Source organism: Magnetospirillum sp. ME-1, from assembly GCF_002105535.1.
Classification (GTDB): domain Bacteria; phylum Pseudomonadota; class Alphaproteobacteria; order Rhodospirillales; family Magnetospirillaceae; genus Phaeospirillum.
Genome location: NZ_CP015848.1, coordinates 2,170,072 through 2,191,583, shown reverse-complemented (window position 1 = coordinate 2,191,583; position 21,512 = coordinate 2,170,072). Strand labels below are relative to the sequence as shown.

The window sequence follows — 21,512 nt, the reverse complement described above, 5'->3', positions numbered from 1 at the left end:
CGGGGGATCATACATCGTCCAGGCCACTGCCACGCAAGGCACCGATCATCACCTCGCCCTATCCCAGCTGGAGCAATCCCGACGCGGAGATCAATCGCTGATTTTTGGTAGAATGAGTTGCAGTAGAAATCATCTCGGCCCTAACGCCTTGGCCATTGCCAGAACCTGTTCTCGGACCTTGGGATCGGCGATGGTGAAATAAGCCCGGACCAATTCGAGTGTTTCCCGCCTCGTCATTGGGTTTTCCTCAGGGGTATTAACTGATTTTGTGACGTTGCCCCTAATCACCTCGACAGGCGACGCCGCCTGTGCGGTCGCAGAAATCTCCTCGAAAAAATAGCCTACCCGCACATCCAGAACACGTGACAGATCGAACAGCCTGGATGCTCCAACGCGATTGGCTCCACGTTCGTATTTCTGCACCTGCTGGAAGGTCAGACCAAGGCATTCGCCGAGCTTTTCCTGGCTCATGCCCAGCAGGGTGCGGCGTAGCCGAATGCGGGCGCCAACATGGACATCAATGGGATTGGCGCTGCCATCGTCCAGCCGGCCACGGGTGGACCGCCCCGCCTTCTTGATTGCCTTGGCAGGTTTGGGGGCCGGGACAGGCTTGTCGCTCTTACGTGGCGGCATGATGATCGCCTCCCTACTGATTAGCCAACTGGTTCGGGCTTGCGCTTTGTCCTGGAATGGCCCAACCCAACCGCCTTTGCGAACTCTGACCTGCGAGTGGCATATTCCGGGGCCACCATGGGATAATCACTGGGCAAGGACCACTTGGCGCGATACTCATCAGGCGGCAGTCCATGGGCGGTCATAAGATGTCGCTTCAACATCTTCTGGTGGCCACCGCATTCCAGGCAGACAATGTATTCCGGGGTCACGGACCTCTTTACCGAAACGGCAGGCAACTGGCGATGGGTAGGTGCCACGACCGGCACATCCGTGCTGACCAAGGACGAATAAACAGACTTAATCAGGCTCGGGATTTCCGCTGCTTCCAAGGTGTTGCGACCCAAGTAGGAGGCAACGATTTTGGTGGTTAGCGCCTTCACGTCATCGGCCATTGATGGTGTCCTTGAGGCTCTTTCCGGCGGAAAATTTGGGGGATTTACTGGCCGCAATAGTCAGGGTTTTGCCAGTCTGCGGATTCCGGCCTTGACGTGCAGGACGAGCAGAAACCGAGAATGTTCCAAAGCCGACCAGACGAACGTCATCACCCGATTTCATGGCGGTGGTGATGGCTGCAAAAACAGCATCAATGGCATTACCCGCGTCGGCCTTGGTCATGTTGGCACCATCGGCGACGGCAGCTATTAGTTCGGACTTGTTCATGTGCCCCTCCCAACAAAAGTATGGGCATTACGAATGACATGGGCGGTTCACACCGTCAATCCGCATCCCACCGGACCATTCCCAGACTGCGTTAGCTTGCTTTCGCAATTGCGTTCAATTTATCCACCTTGATGGCGTAAGGTGAATGCGCTAGCCTTTTTCCTGTGGCATTCCCCCTAATGCGGCCACATCTGGATGGCCCTCCAAAATCCCATCCAGCACGATCCGGCGGTGGAGTTCTCGCCAGTTCGCCACCGCCGATCTGCTTTACGGCTCGTTCCGTATCACAGGCGCAGGTACAAAAAACTCCTGATCTGCCAGGGTGCGGAGGGATACCATTATCGTCTCGTGCTGATTCACCAGTCGGGCATGAGGAACCCCATCAACGGCGGTCCACAGTCTAGAGACCTCCCAGATTTTCCTGGTCTGGTCGTTCGATTTCATGAACCGGTCGCCAACTTGGATGGGGGGGGGGTTGCGTCCGAATATCGTCATGTTCACCTGATCGGTAATCCAGCATTTTGGGCAGCGTCGTGAGCCGCCCGGTGGTCACGACTCAATTCTGCAACGCGGAAACCAAGGTCGTGTCTTCTTGGTGCAAGCGGATGATCATGTCGGGGATTAGCCCGTCTAGAATCGTTCGGGCTTCACTCAGGTCAGCGTTGTCGCAGAGCGCGGAATGCAACCGTGAAAATGTTCGCCGAGCTTCATTGTGGGTGTTCATATGGCGGTGTGAATCGTGGAAACCAGCCACACGGTCGAACAAGCTTTCTTCACTGGCGAGGTGCTGCAATGCAGCCTCCAGAAATTCGCCCGCCGAAATTTGAGCTGCCCCAAGCAGCCGAGATTCAACAGCAACCGCAACGGCATCAAGCAGATGAAACAGGTGTTGGTGAGCGGCATCTATTTCGGCCATGCCCAGGTTCATCGTTTCCTGCCAGCGTAAACGCATGGGATTGCGCCCTTGGAATTACTATCGAAAGTATAATAGCTAGACCCAAGGTCGGGTCAATCGGTCGAATACGGGATATTGCCCGATCTCGTGCTAACGGTATAATGTTCTCATCATGTTCGCATCCAACCCAAATGCCCCATTGCCGCCCGGCACCTGCCAGGCATCCTCCCGTGGCTTCGCCCCATCCGACGCCACCGCGCCGATCTATTCGGCTCTGGTTGCCGCCGGATTCCCCAGCCCTGCTGATGACCACCTCGAAGGTAAGCTCGACCTCCACGAGTTGATGGTGAGGCGACCGGCGGCGACGTTCTTCTGCAAGGCCGATGGTGACAGCATGACCGGCGCAGGAATCCATAGCGGCGATCTGCTGGTGGTGGATCGTTCGGTCCAGCCCCATGACGGTGACATCGTTGTCGCCACCTTGGATGGAGGGCTGACGGTGAAGACCTTGCGCAAAACCGAGGCCGGTTGGGAATTGGCCTCTGCCAATCCCGACTATCCCAGCTTCCCGGTTGATCCCGACGACGGTGTCCAGATTTGGGGTGTCGTCACCTTCGCCGTATCGGCCCTGACCAAGCGGTGAACGGCGATGGCGGTCTACGCCCTGGTGGACTGCAACAACTTCTATGTCTCATGTGAACGGGTGTTCAACCCGGCGCTTGAAGGCAAGCCGGTCATCGTCATGTCCAACAATGACGGTTGCGCCGTGGCCCGGTCTGCCGAGGCCAAGGCCATCGGCGTGGATATGGCCGCCCCCGCCTTCAAGCTGCGACATCTGGTCGAGAGCCACGGCCTGGTCATGCTGTCGTCCAATTATGCCTTGTACGGGGATATGTCCGAGCGGGTCATGTCGGTGTTGGCGACGTTCTCGCCGGGTGCCGAGGTCTATTCCATCGACGAATGCTTCCTCGATCTGGACGGCCTGCCGGTTGATGACCTGACAGCATGGTCCCAGCAGATAAGGGCTACCGTGCGACGCTGGACCGGCATTCCGGTATCTGTCGGCATCGGGTCCACCAAGACCCTGGCGAAGTTGGCCAACAGGCTGGCAAAGAAATCCAAGAAGGCGAACGGTGCGCTCGATTTGACCCGTGATGTCCGATGGGTGGAAGCCGCCCTGAAACAGACGCCGGTCGGAGATGTGTGGGGCATTGGACGCCAGTACGCCGCCCATTGCGGAGTCAACGGCATCCGCACAGCCTACGATCTGACGCTACAGTCGGACGGCTGGATCAAGAAGACCATGGGCGCGGTCGGATTGCGCACAGTGATGGAATTGCGTGGGACGACCGTCCACACCCTGGACACCGCGCCATCGGATAAGCAGACCACGTGCTGCTCTCGGTCATTCGGTGAGGCAGTGGCCGATTACGGCCAGGTCCGTGATGCGGTTGTGACATTTGCTAGTCGTGCCGCTGAGAAGATCAGGGGGCAGGGGCTGGTGGCTGGGGCGCTCCAGGTTTTCGCCTACACAGACAGATTCCGCCCCGACCAGCCGCAGTTCTCGCTCAACGCCATGATCCGGCTATCGCCGCCGACATCGTCCACGCCGCACATCATCGGCGCGGCACTAAAAGGTCTGGAATCGTCATGGCGTGATGGTTACGGCTATAAGAAGGCAGGGGTGATTATGCTTGATCTTGTGCGGCCCGAAGACATCCCTCGCGATCTGTTCTCGCCTCCGCCGGACGCTGGGGTAAAGCCCAAGGCGCTCATGACCGCCGTGGACGGTATCAACCGCCGCCTGGGCAAGGGATCGGTCGGCTACGGCTTGGCCCCGAAAGACGCACCTTGGCAGATGCGCTGCGACAGTAGGACGCCAAGCTACACGACCAGTTGGGACGAACTGCCGCTGGTGAAGGCGTAGCGGCCTCTCGGGGGGTGTGATAAGGGAAATGACTACGTGGCGCTCGCTTCCGGGAAGGGCGACTTTTTAGGTTCGAAATTCGGCTTCAAACCTGTAGTTAGGACATGCTGGGAGATGCGTTCTCTGAGTAGAAAAATTATCAGCATCTCCTTAGCAACGGCTCTCTACGGCTCCCTCCCATCCAATGCTCACGCAGAGGCCGTCCCCCTGGTTCAGGAGAGTGGCATCTACGTCTTACCCGTTAACATCGGCGGTGCCATGACGTTGAAGTTCGTTCTCGACAGCGGTGCCTCCGACGTGACGCTGCCCTCGGACGTGGTGCAGAAGCTGATGCGTCAGGGTGTGGTGAAGCAACGCGATTTTATCGGCGCTCAAACCTACGGCCTTGCCGATGGCTCCACGGTTCGAAGTGCTAGGCTCATTCTCCATGAGCTAAAGGTTGGCAATGTCGTCGTCAGAGACGTAACGGCCAGCGTCGCCCCGGTCGGCGGTGCGCTTCTCCTCGGACAAAGCTTCCTGTCGAAGTTGCCGCGCTGGTCAATCGATAATACGCAACATGCGCTGATCCTTGGAGAAGACCCTTTGCCTGCCGGGGTAGACACGTCCCCACAGAAGGCGTTGGCACGGACATCAGAACCCTCGTTTGAAGCCGCAAAGGCAGCCTACGAGCGGGGAGACTTTGCTGCCGCCGCTCGCCTTTCAAAACCGCTGGCGGAACAGGGCGATGCGATGAGCCAAATTGCCATGGCCTTCTTGTACTTTTCCGGCCAGGGCGTGCCAAAGGACTATACCGAAGCGGCAAGGTGGTATCGTCTGGCCGCCGATCAAGGAAATGCCAGCGGTCAACATAGCTTGGGGCGCATGTATGCCGCTGGACTTGGTGTCCCCCAAGACCCTATCGCAGCCTACAAGTGGTTCAACTTGGCAGTCAGTAACGGCGATACAACGGCGACACAGTCTCGGGATGCTGTTGGGGCTAAAATGACCGTCATGCAGATCAATGAGGCACAAAAGCAATCCCGCGATTGGAAGCCAAGGTCTCAATAGATTTTTTGAGGCAATATGGGATTGGCGAATCTGATTTAGTGTGGCTCCGGCAGCATCCAAGTCAGTGTCGGTCGGTACATGTAGACGGACAAGGCCAAGCTACACGACCAGTTGCGACGAGATTCTATTGGTGAAGGCGAAGGCTTCCAATGTGATCAGACGAGCCAGGGCATCCAGAATTTGCTCATCGACAGTTCCTTGCCCCGTGGAGATCGGCCACATTTGTCAACCTCGTATGCGTTTTCCGCGACAGGGGGGGAGCTTTCTAAGATCAGTGCAAGTACAATCAATTGCACTGATGGCGAAGGGCTTGGCGACGAGCTGGTCTGCAAAAAGAATGCGGTGGGTATGGCTGTGAAAGACTTGAAGGACCATCGTCGCTTGGACAAGCTGATGGAGTGGTTAAGTATCTTGAGGAGGTTTTGAATGGCTGATACCGAACATGTGGTAGTGCGTCGGCAATGGAACGACAGCGCGCACCAAGCTACCTACCGTTTAGCCGATGTGCGTGGTTTTCACTGGAGTTGGCAAAGCGGAGGCGTGAAAGCTCCGGCCCCTCGGGCATATATTCATGCTTATGTCCTTTGCGATGCGATGCTGGATGGCGACCTTTCGCATTCATGCCGTCATGGGCCGCCACCGCATGAAATTAAAGTTTGCATCGTGAAAAAAGACAATCCAAAGTTATTCGCTCAGATCGAAAAGCAGGCTGGTGAGAAACCAAACAGGCATAAAACCATTTGATGAAATATATTTACAACAACTATTTTAAAAGCATTGGCTCTCTTCCGCATTATATTCATCGGCCATCGTGAAGATATCTCTGTTTTGTCGTTCCGATCATGTGACTCAGCTTTTCTGCCTGCTCCTTTGATGTGCGCGTACTGGTAGCGGGAGCGTCTCATGGGTGGCTCACCATGATGCATGGCATCAACGCAAACTTTTATGTCGATGTGACCGGGCTTCCCATTGGGCAGGGAGCCTACGTGCTGCTGATCGAGTTGGCCGACAACTTGGTGGTGAAGCTGTCGGGGCGACCCGAGGTTACCCTGTCTCCTGGGCACTACCTGTACTGCGGCAGCGCCCGAGGCCCCGGCGGCATCAAGGCCCGCGTTGGTCGACATATGCAGCGTGAGAAATCCATCCGATGGCACGTTGACCGGCTCACAACCAAAGGCACGGTGCTGGGGGCCTGGGTGTTTCCTGGTGGGGACGAATGCGAGTTGGTCGCCATGCTGGCGGGGATGCCGGTGCCGATTCCGGGGTTTGGGTCCAGCGACTGCGAGGCTTGCGCCTCCCATCTGCTGGCTTGGCTTCCAGGAATGGTGTTGCCATTCGGTGGGCGGTCAAACTGACAGGGGGCACAACTGTCCGCTTGCTGCGCCCGGAGAAAGCCAATGGTAGCGGTAGGTAGCGATTCTTACCCAATGGACTCGGCGGTCGATTGTGAATTTTTGGCGTTGCAATTAATTGCAGCGGAGAAAATATTTTGAATGGCGCGGATTCTAATTCAAAGAATCGCTACCTACGGCCTCTAAAGACGTCAATGGAGGCGCGTGGTATAAGAATTGATCCAACTAAATTTGTCGATCTGGAAATATGACTATTTGTGGATAACTGTGGTGATTGCGCAGTCGCTCTTGCCACGAAGGTTGTTCTGATGCCCGCCTCCTTCCAGTCCATCGCCGCTATCGCCCGTTTTCGGATCGCCGATCCGGATTTGTCCAGGCTGGGGGCCATGCACCGTCATCAGGCCCATCTACTCAAGCGCATCACCCGATCGCCTTGCCGATCCATGCCACGCCCTGATTTTGCGCTGGATGTTTCGTCATCCCACGGCGTCCCCCAGTCTTCATGCCCCTGCGGCGGGAGAGTTTTTGGGGAGGCTTCGCAACGCTGTCGGTCATGTAACAGCAAAAGCCTTCGCCTTGTCATTGGGCTGGGATGGCTCAGCAGGCCACCGCTGGCTTCGCGGCGCGCCGATTGGTCCGGCTGGCCGACAGGCTCTATGCCTGATCAACGCCCCCAACCCGGAAAAATTGGCAGACAACTGGTCGGAATGGCAGGCCAATGCCCGCAAGGAAGCGGCATTGCGCAGCATCGACTTCAACAGAGCACTGGGCTGGACAGCAGTTCGCAATCGCCAGGAGGAGGATCCCGAGTGACCGCCAAAACATCACCCACTTTCAACTGACGCTTCGGCATCCGCCAAAGCGTCGCCAAAGAATCCTGCGCGACCTTTGGAGGACGCCATGAAAAAGCCCCGTCTCCCGACGACAACGCCAACGCCGACGCCGACGCCGACGCCGACGCCGAGCCTCAACAAGTTCGGCGAACACTACGACCAAATCGACCTTGGTGCCCCTGCCCCCGCAGACAACCCGCCGCGCCCACGCGATCCTGGCGACTTGGCTGCGATCTACATGCTTGAGGCCGCGTTTGCCGCATACCCGGAAGTCCGGGAGATGGCGGGACAAGGCAGTGCTGCCATTATCGTCGCAGTCCCTCCCCTTTGGGCCAAGCCAGTCCAAAGGGCCTGGGCGTTCCTTATGATGCGAGACGGCCAAATCGCGGAAAATGGCGATACCTTCACTTCATTGCGGTGGCGTGATCCCGCTGAGCAGCTCCATATTGCATTCGTTCGAGAGGACGCGGCAGATGCAAGAAAGACGGCGGATGGAGCGGCCATTGTCGCCCTTGCCCTCGGCCATGGGGGCACCGCTGTCGGCTTTGCCCCTGATCCTGAGACAAGTCTTCCAGCCGCCCTTCTGGCTGCTGCGGATGCGACAATCACACTGAAGCCAATCGATGGCCAGCAACTGGCCAATGTGATTGAGGAGATCACGGGTACAGCCCCCAGCGAGGTTATCGCGAATTCAATCACCGCCAAGATTTCTCCCGATGATCTCAGGCTGGCGGTGCGAGCTGGCCAGGACGCCGACAGCGCGATCCGCCGTCTCGTCGCCATGATCGCCAAGCGGCAGGTTGTGCCCGATATCACACTTGCCGACCTGGGCGGGATGCATGAGGCCGTGACCTGGGGATTTTCCTTGGCCAAAGACCTCGCCGAGTATCGCGACGGCACTTTGTCTTGGTCCGAGGTGGATCGTGGGGTGTTGCTGTCTGGCCCGCCTGGGTGCGGCAAGACGACCTTTGCCAGGGCTCTCGCCGGTAGTTGCGGAACGCCGCTGATTGCCTCCAGTCTTGGTGAATGGCAGGCGGCAGGCCACCTTGGCGACCTCCTTAAGGCTATGCGACGAACATTTGATCAAGCCCGGGCGGCAGCCCCGGCGATCCTTCTTGTCGACGAAATCGATGGCTTTGGCGATCGATCGAAATTCAATAATGAGTACAGCGACTACTGGACCCAGGTCGTCAATTCGTTTCTTGAGTTGGTTGACGGAGCTTCTGGACGAGAAGGAATCATTCTAGTGGGCGCCACCAATAACCCCGACAGGATCGACCGGGCTATTACTCGTTCCGGCCGCCTGGATCGTCACATTACGATCGGGCTACCCGACGAGAGTGGCCTGACCAAAATCTTGCGCCATCACCTTGGCGATGATCTTTCCGGGGAAGACTTGTCGGCCGCCGCCAAACTGGCCCTCGGCGGTACGGGTGCTGATGTGGCTCGCTGGGTCCGCGGTGCCAAACGTCGTGGTCGACAAGGAGCCCGGACCATGCTCATGGAGGATATCATCGCCGAAATCCGCGGTAATGCCCCTGAGGTGTGCCCCTCAATCCTTCGCCGTTGTGCTATCCACGAGGCCGGTCACGCCATTGCCATTGCCGTCCTCAATCCCAAGACATTGTGCCATGTCAGCATCAGACAGACTTCCTCTACAGGCGGAGGCGTGATCAGCCTGCGGCCTGAACTCGACCTGGCTACATCCGCCGATATCGATGAGTTGATTACGATCCTGTTGGCGGGCCGGGCCGCCGAGGAAATTATGCTTGGCGCGGCTTCAAGTGGATCCGGAGGTACCGCCGAGAGTGATTTGGCCAAGGCCACGTTGATGGCAACATCGGCGATTACGGCCTTGGGTTTGGGTGGGGCAACGACGCCGATATGGTCTGGCATGCCGTCTCCCGACACAATCGACATCCTTCTCTCGCGTCGGCCCGACATCGGCCGCCAGGTCGAAGCGCGTCTTGACAGGGCCTATGGCGCAGCCAAGGCTTTGATCACTGCCCACTCGGGTTCACTGGACCGAATTGTCGATCGGTTGATTGAGGTCGAGACGTTGAGTGGCGCCGAGGTGCTGGCCCTGCTGTTGCCCGGATCGATGTCGGCAGAGTTGGAGGCCTGCTGATGGGCGGCTTGGGCCCGAGCATCATGGTCGTTGCCATGACGCGTCAAAAGACGACAGGGGGCGCCAGGTCGGCGCCTGCGGCCGCCAATTTTTACGGACACGGTACGGACACAGATTTTCACGGACACGGGGCCGAGAATCAAAAAGCCCGTAACTCATTGAAGTTACGGGCTAATTTGGTTGCGGGGGCCTGAATCGTCAGACAGTTGACTCCATTTTGTCCAGATTCAGGCCCAGCGTAGTGGTGGGTAGCGATTCTTTGAGCCACTATTCCGCGAGCACTGCAATATTCCACCCAAACAGGGTCTCGTACCCGTTGGCGCTCAGTTCGGTGAGCAGATGGTGGCGGACCAGCCGGGGAGACGTCTCCTCCCAATGGGTGCCCGTGTAATGCAAAAAGGTGCCGTCATCACTCACGCGGAGGTTTACGCCGTGGTAAACTTTTTCCAGGACGACCCTGGCCAGGACGAGTGCCGGATCAGGGTTAGATCCGAGCACCTGATGCTTCAACTGCTTCAACCCGTTGCGAAGCGCCCTCTTTCCCAATCCTGTGGCATTCGCGATCTCACCGATCACCTTCTCCAACTCGATTTCATTGAAATTAGCGGCCACGATCTCGATGAGAAACGCCGTGATCTGATCCGTGCCGGTCTGTCCCGAGAATGCGATGGCCTTGGCCAAGGCATCCTTGACAGTCAATACCTGGGGCGGAACAGTTGGCACCACCTCATCATTCGCCGGGGCCATCTTCGGCTTGTAGTTGACTGTGAGTGCCATCTTCGCGACTCCTTTCGCTGTTGCGGACCAGGAGGCAGACGGCGCTGAGGTCAAAAGCAAAAGGGCAGACCAGCACTACGCCGCCTGCCCCTCCTTGGGCCTTGACTACACACAATATATCGTAGGTAGCCACGAATGACAACACAAATTATTGACAATGGAGCGGAGGATGCCCGTAGAGATGATGCGCAACGTCTTCATCTTGCGCTGCTACCGAGCGAACGGTTTGGGCGAGATGCCGCCGACCTTGGTGGAGTGATCGGCCCTGACGGGATCGTGCTGGAGCGTCGCGGCTAGCGCCGACTTGACGCAGGTGGACGACCGCTTAGCCTAACGACAGCCGCCGTTCAGGGAGAGCGTCTGCTATGGCCCCGTTGTGCCAAGAAGAGACGTTGAGTAATTCGCAAGTCTGAAGACTCGCCTTTGCGGCCAAGCCTCCATTTATTCAACTAAGTCTCCAAAGCGTCGCTGCGACGCGCAGGCTTTAAGCGTGGCAGAACGATGTTAAAATAGATGGGGCGGGTTGGCGGGATGTTAAGTTATTAGTTGATGGCTATATGGGCATTCTCCGGCTTGACAGTGCCCTGCGACCTATGAGAGCGATGGGCCCGCCCCCAGCTTAGGAAAACTCCATGCGTATCAAACTTTCCGAGCCCACCTACGGCGAGGATGAAATTGCCGAGGTCATGGAAAGCCTTCGCTCGACACGGGTGACCATGGGAGCCAAGTGTCTCGCCTTTGAACAGGCCTTCGCCGCCTATTCCGGCGCCCGCCACGCCATCTTCGTCAATTCCGGTTCATCGGCCAATCTTCTGGCTTGGTTCGCGATCGCCAACGTTCTGTTCCAGCCGCCGCCGGGCAAGCGGGCTTGGCGTCCCGGCGCCGAGGTGATCGTGCCGGCGGTGACTTGGTCCACCACGCTGTGGCCTATCGTCCAGGCCGGCGGCGTGCCCGTCCTGGTGGATTGCTGCCCCAAGACTCTGCAGATGAGGCCGGAGGCGGTGGAAGCCGCCATCGGTCCCGACACCGTGGCGCTGTGCCCCGTCCATGCCCTGGGCAATGCCTGCTACATGCCGGCGCTGACCGAGTTGTGCGACCGCCACGGCCTGATCATGATGGAGGATACCTGCGAGGCGCTGGGTACCCGCCATGGCGGCACCCTCGCCGGTCGCTTTGGGCTGATGGGCACCTACAGCTTCTTTTTCTCCCACCACATCACCACCATCGAAGGCGGCATGGTGGTGACGGATGACGATGCCCTGGCCGATCTGTTGCGCTGTCTGCGCGCCCATGGCTGGACCCGCGATCTGGCGGACAAGGCGCGGTGGGGGACAGGCAGCGGCGGTCTGGCCGAACGCTTCACCTTCGTCAATACCGGCTTCAACCTCAGACCCAGCGAAATCAACGGCGCTTTCGGCCTGCACCAATTGCGCAAGCTGGAAGGCTTCAACGCCGAGCGGCGTCGCGCCACCTTGGCGCTGATCGAAGGATTGGCGCCCCTGATCGCTGCCGGCGATATTTCGGTCATGGAGGTCACCCCCGGTGCCGATCCCGCCTTTTTCGGCTTTCCCCTGCTGTGCCGCGACCCGGCCGCCCGCGATGCCTTGGCCGCCCATCTGGATGCTGCCGGCATCGAGATCCGCCCCATCATCTGCGGCAACATGGCCCGCCAGCCGGCCATGGCCCATGTGCGCCACCGCATCGCCGGATCCCTTGACGGGGCCGACCGCATCATGGCGTGCGGGCTGTATTTCGGCATGCATCCCGGCTATGGTGAAGACGATATTGCCTTTGTCGTCGATGCCGTCCGCAGGTACTTCCAGTCGTGAAAAAAGCGCTGATCACCGGTATCACCGGCCAAGACGGCTCCTATCTGGCCGAGTTGCTGCTGGCCAAGGGTTATGAGGTCCACGGGATCATCCGCCGGTCCTCCTCGTTCAATACCGGCCGCATCGCCCATATCTTCGAAGACATCCACTGCCCGGCGCCCCGGCTGCATCTGTCCTATGGCGATCTGACCGAGGATCTGTCGCTGGAGCGGCTCATCGACCGGGTCGTCCCCGACGAGATTTACAATCTGGGCGCGCAAAGTCATGTCCGGGTGTCGTTCGATCAGCCGGTCTACACCGCCGACGTGGTGGCCATGGGCACCATCCGCCTGCTGGAAGCCATCCGTAACGTGGGCATCGAGGGGAGTGTCAGGTTCTATCAGGCCTCCAGTTCCGAGATGTTCGGCAAGGTCTTGCAGACCCCACAGACCGAGGCCACGCCGTTCAATCCCCAAAGCCCCTATGCCTGTGCCAAGGTCTTCGCCCATTCCATCGTCGCCAATTACCGCGAAGCCTATGGCCTGCACGCCTCCAGCGGCATCTTGTTCAATCACGAAAGCCCCCGGCGGGGCGAGACCTTCGTCACCCGCAAGATCACCCGCGGACTGGCCCGCATCCTGGCCGGATTGGATGCCAAACTTTATCTCGGCAATCTGGACGCCAAGCGCGACTGGGGCTTCGCCGGCGATTACGTCGAGGCCATGTGGCTGATGCTGCAGCAAGAGCAGCCCGACGACTACGTCATCGCTACCGGCGAGACCTGGTCGGTCAAGGACTTCCTGGCCGAGGCCTTCGGGCTGGCCGGACTCGACTGGCAGGATTACGTGGAGATCGATTCCCGCTATTTCCGTCCCACCGAGGTGGATCTGCTGATCGGCGATGCCGCCAAAGCCAGGAGCAAACTGGGCTGGTGCCCCAAGGTGGATTTCAAGGAGCTGGTCCGCATGATGGTGGAGTCCGACCTCGCCGCCCACGGGCTGGTGGGACGTTTGGTGCCATGACCGGCTACCGGAGCGGCGTCGGTGCCCATGGCTTTCATCCCGACACCAAAGCCTTCTTTGCCGGCAAGCGCGTGGCGGTGACCGGCGGTTCCGGGTTTATCGGCAGCCATGTGGTCGAGCAATTGCTGGCGCTGGGCGCGCGGGTGATCGTGCCCTGCCGGTCCAGCGGCGGATATGCGACGCATTCGGGCACCGGAGTCGAAATCCGCAGGGCCGATCTTACCGATCAGCAGAGTTGCCGCGCCGCCCTGGACGGCGCCCAGGTGGTGATGCATCTGGCCGCCGATGTGGCCGGCCTTGCCTACAACATGGCCCATCCCGCCTCCATCTTCGACGCCAATATGCGCATGGGTCTGTCGGTCCTGGCCGCCTGCCGCGACCTGGCGGTGGAGCGGGTGCTGGTCTGCAGTTCGGCCTGCGTCTATCCGCGCTATTGCTCGGTTCCCACTCCCGAAGAGGAGGGCTTCAAGGACGAGCCCGAGCCCACCAACGGCGGCTATGGCTGGTCCAAGCGCATGCTGGAATTTCTAGGCGCGCAATATGCCAGCGAATACGGCATGTCGGTGGCCATCGGGCGGCCCTACAACGCCTACGGCCCCCGCGATACCTTTGATCCAGAGCGCTCACACGTGATCCCGGCCCTGATCCGCAAGGCCGTCGAGGCCAGAGATGGAGTGGTCAAGGTCTGGGGTGACGGCAAGGCCAGCCGCTCCTTCGTCTATGTGGACGATTTTGCCCGCGGCCTGATCGAGGTCGCCGCCCGCCATGCCAAGGCCGATCCGATCAATATCGGCGCCAACGAGGAAACCACCATCGGCGAATTGGCCGGCCTGATCGCCGGGCAGGTCGCCGAGCGCACCGGCCGGCCGCTCCGCCTCGAATTCGACACCTCCGCCCCCACCGGCCAACCCCGGCGCCATTGCGACACCACCAAGGCCGAACGACTGCTGGGCTTTACCGCCCGGGTCGGTCTGGCCGAGGGCATGGCCAAAACCATCGACTGGTATCTCAGCCAATGAAGATCGCCCTGATTTTGCTGGTCCGCAACGAGCGGCCCTGTCTGGAACTGGTTCTGCCCACCCTGCCCAGCCCCAGCCCCGATGCCGGCTTCGATCTGCTGGCGGCGGTGGACGGAGGGTCAACCGACGGCTCGGTGGAACTGCTGCAAAGCCGGGGCATCAAGGTGGTCGGCCAAAGCCGCCGTGGGCGAGGCGAGGCCTTCCACGTCGCCTTCCGCGAGATCGAGGCCGATGCCTTCATCTTCTTTTCGCCCGACGGCAACGAGGCCGTGGCGGACCTGCCCCGCTTCCGCCCCCTGCTGGAGGCGGGCAACCAACTGGTGATCGCCTCACGGATGATGAAGGGCGCGGTCAACGAGGAAGACGGCCAGTTGCTCAAACTGCGCAAATGGGCCAACAACGCCTTCAACCTGATGGCCAATCTCGGTTTCCGCCGCAGCGGCCCCTATATCAGCGATTCCATCAACGGCTACCGCGCCATCACCCGCGAGGCCGCCCGGACTCTCAAGCTGGACGCCACCGACTACACGATCGAGTATCAGATGACCATGCGGGCCCTGAAGGCCCAATTGCGGATCGCCGAGTTTCCCACCGTCGAGGGCCAGCGGCTGGCGGGGGAGACCCAGGCCCAGTCCATTCCCACCGGCCTGCGCTTCATCAAGTGCCTGTGGCGGGAGTTAAGGGGAGGGCAAGCGTGACCGATTATCCCGTGATTCTGGGCCGTGGTGCCGCAGGCGGCTTCGTCTTGCGCATTCCCGCCCTCTCCCTGGTGGCCGAGGGTGACAGCCTTGACGCCGCCTGGGCCGCGCTTGAGGCCGAAAAAGCCGATCTGATCGAGCGCCACCGTCGGGTGGGAGCCCTGGGCGATCTGCCCCAGCCGACAGGTCCGGCTTCGGCGTCCGAGCGCGATTTGCGCCGATTCGCCCTCAAGGCCGCCATCGTCGCGGGTGCCGCCAGTCTCATCATCGCCGTTGCCGCCTTTTCCTTCGCCTATGCGGTGCGCGAGCCCCTGCGCAAGGCTGGGCTGAAACTGGGCCGAGCCGCCATCGCTCAGGTGGAGACGGGCCTGCGCCAGGCCGCCACCGAGGAACTGACCCCGGAGCGCCAGCAGGAATTGCGCCGGCTGGTGGCCGAGGCCACCCCCACCCTCAAACCCTATATGCGCGAATTGCGCCCGCTCCTGGCTGAGGGCTGCGCCAACTAATTCCGGCAGGTCGGGCCGAAGCGGATGGCCAATTCCGGCTCCAGATAGGTGTTGGCCTGGGCGCAGACGTTGGCGATGGGCTGAGCCGGCACCACATCGGGGGACAGCGCGCGCGCCCCCGTCCATACCAGGAACACCGCCACGGCCCAGAAAACGGGACGTCTGAACCGACCGCCGGCCGATAGCAGCCGGGAGAGAGGGGTTAGCAGGGCGGCCAGCACCCAGGGCTCGATATAGATCAGGTACCAGGGCGGCATGCCGCGCAGCCCGAACACGATCTCAACCGCCAAGGCAACACCGACAAGCATGACGGATTGCAGGGCGGCCCGGCCGTCGCCGCCGCGCCAAAGCATCGTCGCTCCGGCCAGTGCCGCCAGTTCCATAAGCCGCAAAGGCAGGTAGGCGATCCTCACCATCCCCATGACCATGGCGGGTATGGTGCCGGCGAGGCTCTGGAGCAGTCCCCCTTGGGCGCCGCCGCCAGCGAAAGCCCGCATGTGTTCGAGGGGATTGATCACCGCATCCATGACCCGGTGGGAATGGCGCAGGAACAAGACGTCGAGACCAAGAGCCATTCCGGCGGCCAGAGCCAACACCGCCAGCATCACCCCGCGTACCCGCACCCGGTTGAGCTGGGCATAGATCGCCATTCCCGCCAAAACCCAGGCAGCAATGAGCAACTGATAGAAGCCATACGGCCGGGTCTCATCAAAATCGGCCATGGAAAACGGCACGATCACCGCCAGCGGCATGCACAGGGCCAAAGCCACCAGCACCAGCGGTAAGGTGCGCCAGTCATCGCGCCCCGGCAGCAACGGCCGCTTAAGCCCGTCAAGCACGACAGCCAGCGGCGGCAGGGCCAGTAAGGGAATCATCGCCTGGACCTTGGCCTCCATGGCCAGCATCGCCAGAAAACCGGCAAGCCCAAGCCAAATCGGCCCCCGCCATCCACCGTGCCGTGCCGCCACCGCCATGGAGCAGTAGGCCAGAAAAGTGAAGCCGGCCGACATCAGCTCGGCCCGCAAAATAATCGCCTGGACGGCAATTCCGCCGGAACAGGCCAGCAGGAGGGCAAACAGCGCCGCCACCAAAGGCGGGGCGCCACCCAGCCTGACCAGCCAGGCTGACGCAGCCACCAAAGCGGACGCCATCAGGGCGGACAGCCAGCGCCCGGCCCAAACCATGGCCTGCATGTAGGAATCGATGGATGGGGCGGCAACAGCCTCGGCCAGACCCGGTTTGGGGATCAGATGAAGCAGCGAGAGCAGCTTAAGCCAGACGGAGAGAGCAAGTGTGTAGGTATAACCGGGATGGTCGCTATAGAAATATGGGCGGCCGTCGAAAGAACGCAGCACTTCGCCCACATAAATGATGTCTGCATCCGGTGTAAGCGTGTAGGGGCGGCCGATCCCCTGCGCCAGGGAAATGATCACGGGGATAGAGACTGCCAAGGCGACCAACGATGCCGTCAGCCGCCGATCCACGTCTGCATTTTCCCCTCTCATCTGCTTTCCATCCAAATTCATATCCAGCGTAAATGTAGCCCGGCCTTCAACTGGATTCGACCCAATTTATAGACCTCTATTGCGCATTGCCAAATCACTGGTCAGAAACCGGGTACAGTGCCGCGGGAGTGATCAGTGAGGCGCCACGAGGAAGGTTGCAGATAAAGCCTTTCCCAGCGCCAGAGAAGGGCGTTACGAACGGCCCTTTTGGGTCGATTCTGTTGAAAAACCCGCTGGTTGGGGCGGGGTGAGTTGGCCAGATGAATGACGCTGAAGTGAAGACGAACGCCCCCCCGATCAAATCGCTGGTGCTGGCTGCGGCATCGGGATGAGCTTTGCGAGTTTCCTGAGGTTCTGGGCGGTGGCGGCGAGGAGGAATTCGTCCTTGGCCCCGCACGGCCCCCGCAACCGTAATCGATCAAGTTTGAGGATGCGTTTGAGGTGAGCGAACAGCATCTCGACCTTCTTCCGCAGGCAGCGTGATTCGGCATAGGCCTCAGTCTTGGCGATGTCGCGAGCCAGATCGCGGGCCCCCTCATGGACGCTGCGGGGCACGTAGCGTGAGGGCATGTTTGGGCAACAACGGGGTTTCATCGGGCAAGCGTCACAGTCGCGTTTGCTGGCTCGGTACTTCATCGTATTGGCCTTCGTCACCCCGGAGCGCGGCGTCGTGAACGAGCGATGGAACTTTCGGAGTTCCTTTCCGGCCGGGCAGGTGTAGGTATCGCTTTCCCGGTCATAGGCGAAGTCGGCCCGCGAGAAGGTCCCGTCTTTGCGGTCGGACCTGTCGAAGACGGGGATATGCGGCTCGATTCCCCGGTCATGCACCAGCCATTGGAGCGTTTCCGCCGAGCCGTAGGCCGTGTCGGCGGCCAAGCGTTCCGGGTAGAGATCAAACCGTTCGTCGGCCCGCTCGATCATGGTCTTGGCCGCCGACACCTCGGCCTGCCGCACCGCCGTCGAGGCCTCGACATCGACGATGACCGCATGGTCGAGATCAATCAGGTAGTTGGTGGAGTAGGCAAAGAAGGCTTGCCCTCCATGGGCGGCGGTCCAGCGCGCCGCCGGGTCCGCCGGTGAGACAAACTTCGGCGTCACCTCACTGGCGGCACCGAAAGCGGCATCGTCGAGCACAGAAAGATATTCATCAATGGCGCGGCTGGTCGCTTCGGGCGGCAGCCCTCGTGATCCTTCGACACCCTTCTGTCGGCTGGCGTCGGCCTTGATCAAGCTGGCATCGACCGCGAAAGCCTCGCCGCCAACCAGTCCCTCCTCCATGCAGCGCTGGACGCTTTGCTCGAAGAGATGACGCAACAGATCGCTGTCGCGGAAACGTCCGTGGCGGTTCTTCGAGAAGGTCGAATGGTCGGGCACCTGTCCTTCAAGGCCGAGCCGACAGAACCAACGATACGCCAGGTTGAGATGGACCTCCTCGCACAGCCGCCGCTCTGACCGAATGCCCTGGCAATAGCCGACGATCAACATCCGGACCATCAATTCTGGATCGATCGATGGCCGTCCCATCGAACTGTAAAACGGCTGGAGATGAGCCCGTAAACCCGAAAGGTCGACGAAGCGGTCAATCGACCGCAGCATATGATCGGCAGGGACATGTTGTTCCAGATTGAAGCTGTAGAACAGCGCCTCCTGCATCACCGTTCGCTCGCCCATCATGATGCATGATCCAGTAGTTTTACTCTACTCGATTGAATCATAGGCTCGCCTAACGGGCAAGGCCGAGTTTTTCAACAGAATCGGTCAACCTGAGCCGGTCGGCCCCGGCGCGGCAGGCGACCGCAGTGCCCCGGCAACCGCCAGTCAGCGGGAACGCCCGCTATGCCGGGTCAGTGTCGCTATCGGACCCAGACTGCTACCACCCCCGCAATAGCAGCCATCACAGCCAGCCACGCAAACCATGGCTTGGAGCGGCGGCGAATTGGCGGAGGCGCAGATAGACCAAAGTGACGCATGAGTGTTCCAAAATGCAGATGGCCGACCGGGTGGCTGTCGAAGGCGGCCCGGTCGGCCTCGCGGGGGGCCGAATTGGCGAAACTGCTCCCCTGAAGGAATTGTGCTCTATCTCCAAGAGCAGTCAAGCAATTGATACTGGCAGACAAGACGCGCGGTGAGCCCGTTGGCAGCCGCGCAGCAAGTGACCGCTATGCCCCCAGGTTGGGCTGATCCCATAATCTTGGTTTCAATCTGTCACTTGATCAGACCGTCGTCAGTATGCAATGAAACGCTCCCAAGGGGAGTGGATCATGAAAGCTGTTGCCCTTGGCGATCTTTATCAGAGTGACGGTCGGAGCCGGACGGTTTGGTCGGTGGACAGCATCATCGACGTCCCGAAGTCGGGAACCATGGTGCGGCTGGCGAAGATTGATGGTTATGGCTCGGTAACCGTCCATCTGTCTCAACTGGGAGTCGGCAGCGGCTTCACCAAGATCGATGAGGTCCTTATCCAGACCCGTTGACACGCCAAATGATAGAACTGCGTGTTTATAGTGTGTGCCCGAATTTCAAGTGGATCTGCATTATCGGGTGCATTCCAGACGGAATCGAAGCACACTTTGGGCGTGGCTCTCATATAGCCAACGGCGTGAAAAGTGGGCTTGGCATTTCCAATGAAGATCCTTATTGCCGATGATCACCAGTTGTTTCGCGAGGGTCTGCGTCACATCCTCACCCTGTACGCGGAAGCTTCGCAAATTGTGGAAGCGAGCAGTTTCGCAGAAGTCGTTGAGGCGGGAGAGCGTGAATCGGGCATCGACTTGGCTCTGCTCGATCTGACAATGTCCGGTGGGCCTTGGCCTGAATGTCTAAGGAAATTGCGTCATTTGCTTCCGTCGCCAGCGCACATCGTAATCGTTTCTGACGTCGCTGACCGGTCCGCCGTCAATCTTGCTATCGACCTCGGAGCGTCGGGCTTCATCACAAAAGCATCATCTAGCCAAGTTTTTCTGGCGGCGCTAAACTTGGTTTTGGCTGGCGGCATTTACCTTCCTGCGGAGTATGCCGATCCCGCTAATCAGCTGGTTACTGCCTCATTTGAGGTGCCGAATATTACTCACCTCACTCCGAGGCAACGTGAGATTCTCAGCCAATTAAAAACTGGAAAGTCGAACCGGGAAATAGCCACAGATCTTGGTCTGGCTGAGGGCACTGTGAAGCTTCATGTTACAAGCATTCTAAAGGCTCTGTCGGTTCGATCTAGGACACAAGCCGCTTTGCTTGCTTAAAAGTTGCTGTAATCTGTTTGCAGATGACTGCGGATTGCCTGGGGTTGATAGTGCGGCCCGTGTGAGGTGCTGTCTCGCCGAATGACCCAATCGGGTCAGGCAGAGCCGGTAGACGGGACCTCGTTGGACGACCGCAATATATAATAAATGCGGTCATTGCGGTGAGCCGCGAGGAGGCGGTTGCTCCGTGCTGGTGGCCGCCTCGACAGGCCCCTATTGGCATAGCACCGCTATTTCAACACATGGGCCAGTGCCAGCTGCGCAGCTTCGAGCCGATCTGACGCGCTGTTGATGATGGTTCCGATCACGGCATTTTCGAAATCTGACCGAGCGTGTTCGTTCGCCATGGTCCAGTCCCAGCTTCGACCCCAATCAACTATGGCGCGGTATATCTGTTCATCGGTCGCACCCGCGAGTGCCATGTGTTCCAACTTGCTTGCGAACTTGGCCAGCGACTTATTTGACGGAGCGGCGACGACCAATACCTGATCGTTGGTGACGACGGCCCCGATACGATAGCCCAAAAAGCCGGACCACTCGGTGATCGGCGTGATGCAAACATGTTTCAGCGCGAAGGGGCCGGCAGGGTGGTTTGCCATTTCACATTGCAAGGTGTTCTTGATCGCTGAAGCCTCCCCATAGCTGCCCGCCAGAGCGAGCAAGTCGTCCACCAGGACGACCATCTCGCCGCCGAGGGCCGAAGCCCTCAGCGTCGGGTCCAGAAGCGTGCGTGCAACAAACGGGGAGACCAGCGAACCTTGCGGAATGCCCTGCCGGGCCTTCTTCTTCGCATACTCTACTGACATACCCTCTGGAATGGCTACGAAGTGAATCGGAGCGTCTTCCGAGGTAAGGACAACGTGATCAACAACACTCCCCGGTAGGGGGAGCATGGCCTTCACGCCATCATGCTTCAAGGACCCGAAGCAATTGGAGATGTCGGAGACCACCACGTGGGAGAAGTCTCCGGTGGCGATCAGCGACGTGATCTTGGCAATGGCGGCGCGAGCACCACGCCCCGCCTGGTTGAAATCGAGATGGTTGGTACCAAGGATGGCCTCCAGCATGTCGCGCACCATGATCTGCTGGGCGCGACGGAGAATACCGAAGGAACAGATCGGGCGGTAATCAACGATCTGTGGGTTGTTGGCTGGTTTCGGTAAGCCGACCCAGTTTCCAAAACCGAAGTCGATGCCCCCCTCCGGCATGACGAACGGATTGGTCTCCGGGGTGTAGGCGGGCTTCGCATACTTCGGCTCGAACCGCGCCCGAATTGGCTCCCCGCAATCATGGTAAAACGCCATCTTGCTGGCGTAATGGGGGAGTTCGGCCATACACATCCGGTCTTCGAAGTCCGGGCGATAGGACATACCCTTCTGCGCCTGGATGATGGCCAAGCAGCGAACACCCTCAGACTCGGT

At 59.7% G+C, this 21,512-nt stretch carries 22 protein-coding genes; 14 read left to right on the top strand and 8 right to left on the bottom strand.

Features of this window, described 5'->3' with window-relative positions; translation table 11 throughout:
* Positions 1 to 129: 129 nt before the first annotated feature.
* From WV31_RS10115 to WV31_RS10095, 4 genes are all read right to left on the bottom strand, one after another.
* A complete protein-coding gene (locus tag WV31_RS10115) occupies positions 130 to 633 on the bottom strand; it encodes a helix-turn-helix domain-containing protein (protein WP_237051571.1) in 504 nt (167 codons plus the stop codon).
* 20 nt (positions 634 to 653) lie between these two features.
* On the bottom strand, positions 654 to 1,067 hold the full coding sequence (locus WV31_RS10110; RefSeq protein ID WP_085373451.1) for a MucR family transcriptional regulator: 414 nt from the start codon (positions 1,065 to 1,067) through the stop codon (positions 654 to 656).
* A complete protein-coding gene (locus WV31_RS10105) occupies positions 1,057 to 1,335 on the bottom strand; it encodes an HU family DNA-binding protein (RefSeq protein WP_085373450.1) in 279 nt (92 codons plus the stop codon). Before WV31_RS10105 ends, WV31_RS10110 begins: the two co-directional genes overlap by 11 nt.
* Before the next feature lie 556 nt (positions 1,336 to 1,891).
* Positions 1,892 to 2,287, bottom strand: a complete 396-nt coding sequence (locus tag WV31_RS10095) for a hemerythrin domain-containing protein (RefSeq protein WP_145980803.1) — start codon at positions 2,285 to 2,287, stop codon at positions 1,892 to 1,894.
* A gap of 115 nt (positions 2,288 to 2,402) precedes the next feature.
* Here WV31_RS10095 and WV31_RS10090 point away from each other — a divergent pair, with 115 nt between their 5' ends.
* The 7 genes from WV31_RS10090 (at position 2,403) to WV31_RS10060 (ending at position 9,517) form a co-directional block, all read left to right on the top strand.
* A complete protein-coding gene (locus WV31_RS10090) occupies positions 2,403 to 2,873 on the top strand; it encodes a LexA family protein (protein ID WP_085373447.1) in 471 nt (156 codons plus the stop codon).
* Between the two features lie 6 nt (positions 2,874 to 2,879).
* Positions 2,880 to 4,157 carry a Y-family DNA polymerase gene (locus WV31_RS10085; protein WP_085373445.1) on the top strand — a complete coding sequence of 426 codons (1,278 nt, stop codon included), beginning with the start codon at positions 2,880 to 2,882 and terminating at the stop codon, positions 4,155 to 4,157.
* A 36-nt stretch (positions 4,158 to 4,193) separates the two neighbouring features.
* On the top strand, positions 4,194 to 5,204 hold the full coding sequence (locus tag WV31_RS10080; RefSeq protein WP_085373444.1) for a retroviral-like aspartic protease family protein: 1,011 nt from the start codon (positions 4,194 to 4,196) through the stop codon (positions 5,202 to 5,204).
* 426 nt (positions 5,205 to 5,630) lie between these two features.
* A complete protein-coding gene (locus WV31_RS21545; protein ID WP_145980802.1) occupies positions 5,631 to 5,948 on the top strand; it encodes a hypothetical protein in 318 nt (105 codons plus the stop codon).
* A gap of 173 nt (positions 5,949 to 6,121) precedes the next feature.
* Positions 6,122 to 6,559 (top strand): GIY-YIG nuclease family protein, encoded by a 438-nt coding sequence (locus WV31_RS10070; protein ID WP_237051570.1) that lies wholly within the window; start codon positions 6,122 to 6,124, stop codon positions 6,557 to 6,559.
* 465 nt (positions 6,560 to 7,024) lie between these two features.
* A complete protein-coding gene (locus tag WV31_RS10065) occupies positions 7,025 to 7,369 on the top strand; it encodes a hypothetical protein (protein WP_206072598.1) in 345 nt (114 codons plus the stop codon).
* Between the two features lie 87 nt (positions 7,370 to 7,456).
* Positions 7,457 to 9,517 (top strand): AAA family ATPase, encoded by a 2,061-nt coding sequence (locus WV31_RS10060; protein ID WP_085373441.1) that lies wholly within the window; start codon positions 7,457 to 7,459, stop codon positions 9,515 to 9,517.
* Positions 9,518 to 9,784: 267 nt separating this feature from the next.
* Here the strand turns inward: WV31_RS10060 and WV31_RS10055 are convergent, their stop codons facing one another.
* Positions 9,785 to 10,294 carry a hypothetical protein gene (locus WV31_RS10055; RefSeq protein ID WP_085373440.1) on the bottom strand — a complete coding sequence of 170 codons (510 nt, stop codon included), beginning with the start codon at positions 10,292 to 10,294 and terminating at the stop codon, positions 9,785 to 9,787.
* 632 nt (positions 10,295 to 10,926) lie between these two features.
* Between WV31_RS10055 and WV31_RS10050 the strand changes: the two genes are divergently transcribed.
* The 5 genes from WV31_RS10050 to WV31_RS10030 are packed head-to-tail and all read left to right on the top strand — an operon-like array spanning position 10,927 to position 15,347.
* A complete protein-coding gene (locus WV31_RS10050; protein ID WP_085373438.1) occupies positions 10,927 to 12,123 on the top strand; it encodes a DegT/DnrJ/EryC1/StrS family aminotransferase in 1,197 nt (398 codons plus the stop codon).
* Positions 12,120 to 13,124: a GDP-mannose 4,6-dehydratase gene (gmd, locus tag WV31_RS10045; RefSeq protein ID WP_085373437.1), complete on the top strand. Its 1,005-nt coding sequence runs from the start codon at positions 12,120 to 12,122 to the stop codon at positions 13,122 to 13,124. Before WV31_RS10050 ends, gmd begins: the two co-directional genes overlap by 4 nt.
* Entirely contained in the window at positions 13,121 to 14,143 is a 1,023-nt protein-coding gene (locus WV31_RS10040; protein ID WP_085373436.1) for an NAD-dependent epimerase/dehydratase family protein, read from the top strand. The genes gmd and WV31_RS10040 overlap by 4 nt, the downstream gene beginning before the upstream one ends.
* The gene (locus tag WV31_RS10035; protein WP_085373435.1) at positions 14,140 to 14,841 is read left to right on the top strand and encodes a glycosyltransferase family 2 protein; all 702 of its coding nucleotides are present in this window, start codon (positions 14,140 to 14,142) and stop codon (positions 14,839 to 14,841) included. The genes WV31_RS10040 and WV31_RS10035 overlap by 4 nt, the downstream gene beginning before the upstream one ends.
* Positions 14,838 to 15,347, top strand: a complete 510-nt coding sequence (locus WV31_RS10030) for a hypothetical protein (protein WP_085373433.1) — start codon at positions 14,838 to 14,840, stop codon at positions 15,345 to 15,347. Before WV31_RS10035 ends, WV31_RS10030 begins: the two co-directional genes overlap by 4 nt.
* Here the strand turns inward: WV31_RS10030 and WV31_RS10025 are convergent.
* Positions 15,344 to 16,831: a hypothetical protein gene (locus tag WV31_RS10025; protein WP_145980801.1), complete on the bottom strand. Its 1,488-nt coding sequence runs from the start codon at positions 16,829 to 16,831 to the stop codon at positions 15,344 to 15,346. The two genes, WV31_RS10030 and WV31_RS10025, sit on opposite strands and share 4 nt — an antisense overlap.
* 318 nt (positions 16,832 to 17,149) lie before the next feature.
* Entirely contained in the window at positions 17,150 to 18,526 is a 1,377-nt protein-coding gene (locus tag WV31_RS10020) for a transposase (protein ID WP_085373430.1), read from the bottom strand.
* A gap of 587 nt (positions 18,527 to 19,113) precedes the next feature.
* Here WV31_RS10020 and WV31_RS10015 point away from each other — a divergent pair.
* Entirely contained in the window at positions 19,114 to 19,326 is a 213-nt protein-coding gene (locus tag WV31_RS10015) for a hypothetical protein (protein WP_231920480.1), read from the top strand.
* Positions 19,327 to 19,476: 150 nt separating this feature from the next.
* The gene (locus WV31_RS10010) at positions 19,477 to 20,091 is read left to right on the top strand and encodes a LuxR C-terminal-related transcriptional regulator (RefSeq protein WP_085373428.1); all 615 of its coding nucleotides are present in this window, start codon (positions 19,477 to 19,479) and stop codon (positions 20,089 to 20,091) included.
* A 230-nt stretch (positions 20,092 to 20,321) separates the two neighbouring features.
* Here WV31_RS10010 and WV31_RS21540 read toward each other — a convergent pair whose 3' ends face one another.
* Complete coding sequence (locus WV31_RS21540; protein WP_168185895.1) at positions 20,322 to 21,488, bottom strand: reverse transcriptase domain-containing protein; 1,167 nt, start codon at positions 21,486 to 21,488, stop codon at positions 20,322 to 20,324.
* Between the last annotated feature and the right edge of the window lie 24 nt (positions 21,489 to 21,512).